The organism is Holdemanella sp. MSK.7.32 (genome assembly GCF_024460475.1).
Classification (GTDB): domain Bacteria; phylum Bacillota_I; class Bacilli_A; order Erysipelotrichales; family Erysipelotrichaceae; genus Holdemanella.
Map to the genome: position 1 here is coordinate 1 of NZ_JANFYN010000075.1, position 6357 is coordinate 6357.

Annotated in this window: 5 protein-coding genes and 1 other annotated feature; of the genes, 4 read left to right on the top strand and 1 reads right to left on the bottom strand. The window is 35.3% G+C overall.

All coding sequences use genetic code 11. The features are described 5' to 3' along the window. Nucleotides 1-75: 75 nt before the first annotated feature. Nucleotides 76-1089: a 3-deoxy-7-phosphoheptulonate synthase gene (gene aroF / locus NE544_RS11475; protein ID WP_256269431.1), complete on the bottom strand. Its 1014-nt coding sequence runs from the start codon at nucleotides 1087-1089 to the stop codon at nucleotides 76-78. A gap of 348 nt (nucleotides 1090-1437) precedes the next feature. Between aroF and hpf the strand changes: the two genes are divergently transcribed. The 4 genes from hpf to ileS all read left to right on the top strand — a co-directional run bounded on the left by hpf (nucleotide 1438) and on the right by ileS (nucleotide 6241). Continuing rightward, the gene (gene hpf / locus NE544_RS11480; RefSeq protein ID WP_154555205.1) at nucleotides 1438-1971 is read left to right on the top strand and encodes a ribosome hibernation-promoting factor, HPF/YfiA family; all 534 of its coding nucleotides are present in this window, start codon (nucleotides 1438-1440) and stop codon (nucleotides 1969-1971) included. A gap of 116 nt (nucleotides 1972-2087) precedes the next feature. Then, nucleotides 2088-2519, top strand: a complete 432-nt coding sequence (locus tag NE544_RS11485) for a cell division protein SepF (RefSeq protein WP_117571610.1) — start codon at nucleotides 2088-2090, stop codon at nucleotides 2517-2519. 24 nt (nucleotides 2520-2543) lie between these two features. Beyond that, the gene (locus NE544_RS11490) at nucleotides 2544-3272 is read left to right on the top strand and encodes a YlmH/Sll1252 family protein (RefSeq protein WP_256269432.1); all 729 of its coding nucleotides are present in this window, start codon (nucleotides 2544-2546) and stop codon (nucleotides 3270-3272) included. Then, nucleotides 3266-3478: a binding site (T-box leader), on the top strand. (Overlaps the previous gene by 7 nt.) A 36-nt stretch (nucleotides 3479-3514) precedes the next feature. Beyond that, nucleotides 3515-6241 (top strand): isoleucine--tRNA ligase, encoded by a 2727-nt coding sequence (ileS, locus tag NE544_RS11495; RefSeq protein ID WP_256269433.1) that lies wholly within the window; start codon nucleotides 3515-3517, stop codon nucleotides 6239-6241. The last annotated feature ends 116 nt before the right edge of the window (nucleotides 6242-6357 follow it).

The following is a 6357-nucleotide window of genomic DNA, read 5'->3' on the forward strand; positions in this document are numbered from 1 at the left end:
TAAAATAAAAAACTAGAATTATTACTTGAATAACTTCTAGTTCTATAATACGAAAGAAACCGCATGTGCAGTTTCTTATAACTCTCTTCCGATAACTTTTGCGATGGCTTTTCCTTTTTCAACAAGTTCGGCATAACGTTTTGGTTTTAAACTTTGGGCACCATCACTCCAAGCATTTTCTGGATCGTCATGCACTTCAATGATCAATCCATCAGCACCAGCTGCAATAGCAGCAAGGGATAGGGATTCAATTAATTTATAATCACCAGCGGCATGACTTGGATCAATGATGATCGGTAAGTGTGTCCTTTCTTTAATGATGGGTACAACACTTAAATCCAAAGTATTACGTGTATAGGTTTCAAATGTACGAATACCACGCTCACAGAAAATGACGTTTGGATTTCCTTCTGACATAATATATTCAGCAGCCATGATCCATTCTTGAATCGTAGCACTCATACCGCGTTTTAATAAAATTGGTTTTTTCGTTTTTCCTACAGCTTTTAATAAATCGAAGTTTTGCATATTACGCGCACCAATCTGAATGATATCTACATTCTCTACGAATTCATCTAAATGTTCTGCACTCATGAGTTCAGATACAATAGGAAGTCCTGTTTCTTGTCTAGCTTTTACCATGGCCATGATTCCTGCAGTACCCATACCTTGGAATGCGTATGGACTTGTTCTAGGCTTATAAGCGCCACCTCTTAACATATCAGCACCGACTGCTTTTACTTCTTTGGCAATACGACAGATTTGCTCTTCTCCCTCAACAGAACATGGACCTGCAATCATCGCTATTTTTTTGCCGCCGATTTGAATGCCATTCACATCTACAATGGTATCTTCTGGATGAAACATACGGTTGGCCAATTTATAAGGCTGAGCGACACGCTGAACATTGTAGACGATAGGGTTAGCCATAACGCTTTTTTCATCAACTACACTTGTATCTCCAACCAATCCAAAGACGTTATAGTTATCGCCTTGAATCATTGTGACATGAAGATTCATGCCTTCAAATTTGTCAATCAATTTGTCGACATCGTGTTTGGGTGCATTTTTCTTTAAAGTAATAATCATTATAATATCCTTCTTTCCATTTGTGAGTAACAAAAAAGCATTAACAGTAAAATTGTTAATGCTTAAAAGCCCTAATTAAAATACCATTCAGATTTGATTGGTTTAATTAGGGCTATCTAAAGTAAAAGTAAAAATATGTAGATTGAATGTTCATGTTAATCACCTGGCTATACTATAGCTCATTCAATGAAAATATGCAAGTTATTTTCTGAAAATAGTTACATTTTATCTTGTCAACCTCCTTGGCAAAACTGGTTATATTTTTGTCATTTCTTGTCGAAAAGTGTAAAACAAAATAAACGTGCTATAATCTAAGTAGCAATACAAATCATATAGGAGGTACATAATATGAAAGTCAATATTGTAGGAAAAAACATCACAGTAACTCAGGGAATCTCAGATAAGATTCATAAAAAATTAGATGTTTTAACAAAGTACTTCATTATTGGTGAGGATGATGTAGCTAACGTTTTAGTTCGTACATATCCGACAAAACAAAAAATTGAAGTTACAATCCCAACACGTTATGCGATTCTACGTGCCGAGGTTGTAGATGACGATTTATATGCAGCTATTGATCGTGCTGTAGATAAATTGGAAGATCAAATTCGTAGAACAAAAACACGGTTAACACGTAAAAATAAAGAATCACTTGCCGAAGCTTTCTTAGATCATGAATTGTTTAATGATGAAGATGTAGATGATGACGAAGTTGTTCGTACTAAATCTATCGTTCCAAAGGAAATGAGCTTAGATGAAGCCATCATGAAAATGGAATTATTAGGACACGATTTCTTCATTTATACAGATGATGAAACAAATAAGATTGCCGTTTGCTACAAACGTCACGATGGTGGCTACGGCTTGATTGAAACGGAATAAACGCGTGAAAGACATGTCAAAATGGCATGTCTTTTGTTTGAAAAGAAAAAAAATAATATAAGTTTGAATAAGTTATTCTTTGTGCTATAATTATGTTCGTTAAGGAGGTTTTTCCCATGGGATTTATGGATAAAGTAAAAGACTTCGTTGCTCCAATCGAAGAAGATGATGATTATCAAGAAGCACCACAAGCTGAAAAGGTAGAAGAAGTAGAACCTCAAAGTCGTTATGAGAGACCAAAAACTCGTACGAACGCAACTTCTTTGAATTCAAATACAAAAATGGTATTGTTTGAACCAAGAAGCTTTGGAGAAGCTGAAGAAGTAGGACAACGCTTAAAAGAAGGTCGTGCTGTAGTAGTTAACTTACACAAGCTAGATCGTGATTATGCACAACGTACAATTGATTTCTTAACAGGTGTTGTTTATGCGCTTGATGGAAAAATTCAGAAAATCGGTCAGAACGTAATTTTATGTTCTCCAGCTGAAATTGGTGTACAAGGAACTATTTCATTAGGAAGTCCAGACGACTTCGAAGATGAAGACTAATAATTACTTTTAATGAGCTCATTTATGGTAGGTCATGAGGTGTTTATTTCGCAGATGAAAGATCAAATTCGTATCTTTCAAAAACAAAATAGGCCGATCATGACCTATTTTTTATCGATTTCTGAACAGAACATTCTTCAAAGCATGGTGCCCAAAAATATATGTCTTGTTTTTGATGGTGGTTATGATCAAGCACAACGAAAGATTGCTTGCTTTATACCTGAAGGATATGTTGGCTTTAGTGATTGTGTTTGTCTTCATGCCACATACAATTCAAAATTTAAAACATTAACCCACTCCGATCTTTTAGGATGTTTAATGCACTCTGGCATTGAAAGAAGTGTCATTGGGGATTTGATCGTGCAAAAAGAGGATCTATATATCTTTTGTAAAGAAAAGATTTCAAAATATATCATTGACAATTGTACACAGATTGGTAAGTGTACAGTGAATTTTGAAGAGTGTTTTGACTATATCATTACGGAAAATAACAAAAAAGAAATACATATTATGTGCAGCAGTTTACGTTTAGATAGTGTAGTTGCGCAATTGTCACATTGTTCTAGAAGTGAAGCGTTAAAAAAGATTCATGCAGGATTTGTGAAAGTTAATGACGTGGTACTTGAACAAAATTTACAATTGTGCAATAATGATTTCGTGTCAATCAGAAAGACAGGTCGATTCCAGTTTAAAGAAGTGGTTTCTACCACAAAAAAGGGAAGACTTGTTTTGAACTTTGATCAATATATTTAGCTAAGATAAAGACACGCCTTTATTCGTTAGGATTGTAGAGAGCAATGAGTTTTGGTGAAACATTGTATGAATAAGAATTAAGGTATCCCTTTTGAGCTGATCTTACGAAATGATAGTAGTTTGATCCGGTTGAGCCGTTATCTCATGAAAGTGCATAGTGAAAACTATGAATTAAGGTGGTACCGCGTGTTTATTACGTCCTTTTAAAAGGACGTTTTTTTATTTGGAAAAGGAGATAAAGTATGGACTACAAAGAAACTCTTCATATGCCTAAAACGGCATTTGAAATGCGTGGAAATTTGACTAAAAAAGAGCCTGGTTTCCAGAAGCGCTGGCAAGACGAAAAATTGTATGAAAAGATGTTAGAAAGAAGAAAAGGAGCTGAATCATTTGTATTACATGATGGTCCTCCTTACGCAAATGGTGACATCCACTTGGGACATGCCTTAAATAAGGTGTTAAAAGATGTCATTGTAAAATCTCACTTTATGGAAGGATACAACACACCATATATTCCAGGATGGGATACACATGGTTTACCAATTGAAACAGCTGTGACTAAATTAGGGTATGACCGAAAGAAAATGGGAATTGCTGAATTTAGAAAAATCTGTTACGACTATGCTTTAAAACAAGTAGCCAATCAAAAAGCTGGATTCTTAAGCTTAGGATCGATTGGAGATTATGATCATCCATATATCACACTTCAAAAGGGTTTTGAAAAACACCAGATCGAAATCTTTGGAAAGATGGCTATGAAAGGTTTGATCTACAAAGGATTAAAACCAGTATATTGGTCACCAAGTAGCGAGTCTGCATTGGCGGAAGCTGAAGTTGAATATAAAGATGTAAAGAGTCCAACTATTTATGTTAAATTTGCCGTTAAAGACGGAAAAGGTGTATTGGATACAGATTGCAACTTTGTCATTTGGACAACAACACCTTGGACAATTCCTGCAAACTTAGGAATTAGTGTAAACCCTGATTTTGACTATTCATTAGTAGATACAGAAAAGGGTAAATTAATCATGCTTTCAAGCATGGTTGAAGAATTATGTGATAAGTTTGAAGTTGAAAAACGTGATGTATTAAAGACTTTCAAAGGTAAAGAATTTGAATATATTACATGTACACACCCATTGTATCCAGAAAGAGAAAGTTTATTGATGTGTGGAGATCACGTAACAGCCGATGCTGGTACTGGATGTGTTCATACAGCACCTGGATTTGGTGTGGATGACTTTAACATTGGTATGAAATATGGTTTACCAGTATATTGTAACGTTGATGCACAAGGATGCATGATGGATGATGTTGGTGAATGGCTTGCCGGCCAATATGTGGAAGATGCCAACAAGACAGTCACTCAAAAATTAGATGAATTGGGCGTACTATTAAAACTTCAATTCATTACCCACTCTTATCCACATGACTGGCGTACTAAAAAACCGATTATTTTCCGTGCTACAACACAATGGTTTGCGTCAATTGATCAAATTCGTGATGAACTGTTAGAACAAATTCACTCTGTATCTTGGGTACCTGCTTGGGGTGAACAACGTATGCACAATATGATCGCCGATCGTAATGACTGGTGTATTTCTCGTCAACGTGCTTGGGGTGTTCCAATTCCTATTATTTATGGAGAAGATGATACTCCAATTATGGATCAAGCTATTTTTGATCATGTAGCCAAATTAGTTGGTGAATATGGTTCAAACGTTTGGTTTGAAAGAGATGTTAAAGATTTATTACCAGAAGGATATACAAATGAACATTCACCAAATGGTATCTTCCGTAAAGAAACAGATACTATGGATGTTTGGTTTGACTCAGGATCAAGTCATACAGGCGCTATGATGGATCGTGGCTTAGGCTATCCTGCTGACTTATATTTTGAAGGTAGTGACCAATATCGTGGATGGTTCAACTCTAGTTTGATTGTTGGTACTGCCGTTCATGGTAAAGCTCCATACAAACAAGTTTTATCACATGGTTTCGTTATGGATGAAAAGGGCGTTAAGATGTCTAAATCGCAATGGAATGCCGTAGCTCCTAGTGAAATTACGAAGAAATATGGTGCAGATATCTTACGTTTATGGGCATGTAGTGTAGACTATCAAGCGGATGTTTCAATGGGTCAAAAGATTTTGAAACAAGTCAGTGAAAACTATCGTAAAGTACGTAATACATTGCGTTTCTTAATGGCAAACTTAGATGATCAAAAATTTACGGCCAAAGATTGTGTAAACTTCAATGAATTAAGTGAATTGGATCAATATATTTTAACTGAATTAAAAGATGCCGTAGATTACTGTAGAAAAGCTTATAATGAATATCGTTTCTCCGATGTTGTTACATATTTGACAAACTTAATGACGAATGAATTATCCGCTTACTACTTAGATTACACAAAGGACATTCTTTATATTGAAAAAGAAGATGCACCAGTTCGTCGTCAAGTTCAAACTGTACTTTATAATGCCGTTGAAGTGATGACTAAATTATGGGCTCCAATCTTGGCTCATACTTGTGAAGAAGTCAATGACTATATGCACTTTGATGCAGAAAGTATTCACTTAACGACATTTAAAGATCTAGAATTGGATTTTGATGTTGAAAAGATTAAAGCGGATATGGAAGAATTATTCAAAGTTCGTAAGGATGTCTTCAAAGCATTAGAAAATGCTCGTGCTCAAGGTTTAATTGGTAAATCATTAGAAGCGCATGTCGTATTACATGTAAGTGATGCACAAAAAGAAATCATGGATCGTGTATTAAGTAATGCAGCACAATGGTTTATTGTATCTAAAGTCACATTCACAACAGATGAATTAGAACAATTCGAAGTTTGTCAGGTACAAGTAGAAAAGGCTACAGGCCATGTATGTCCTCGTTGCTGGAACTATACTGAATCTGATAATGAAGATGGATTGTGTGATCGTTGTAACCACGTATTACATGACTAATATCTAAATGAAAAGAGTAACTCTAATTGACAAGAGTTACTCTCAGACTGTTGACAAAGTAACTGTCGACAGTCTTTTTAAAATCTGATAGAATATCTGTGGCAGAAACGTACTTC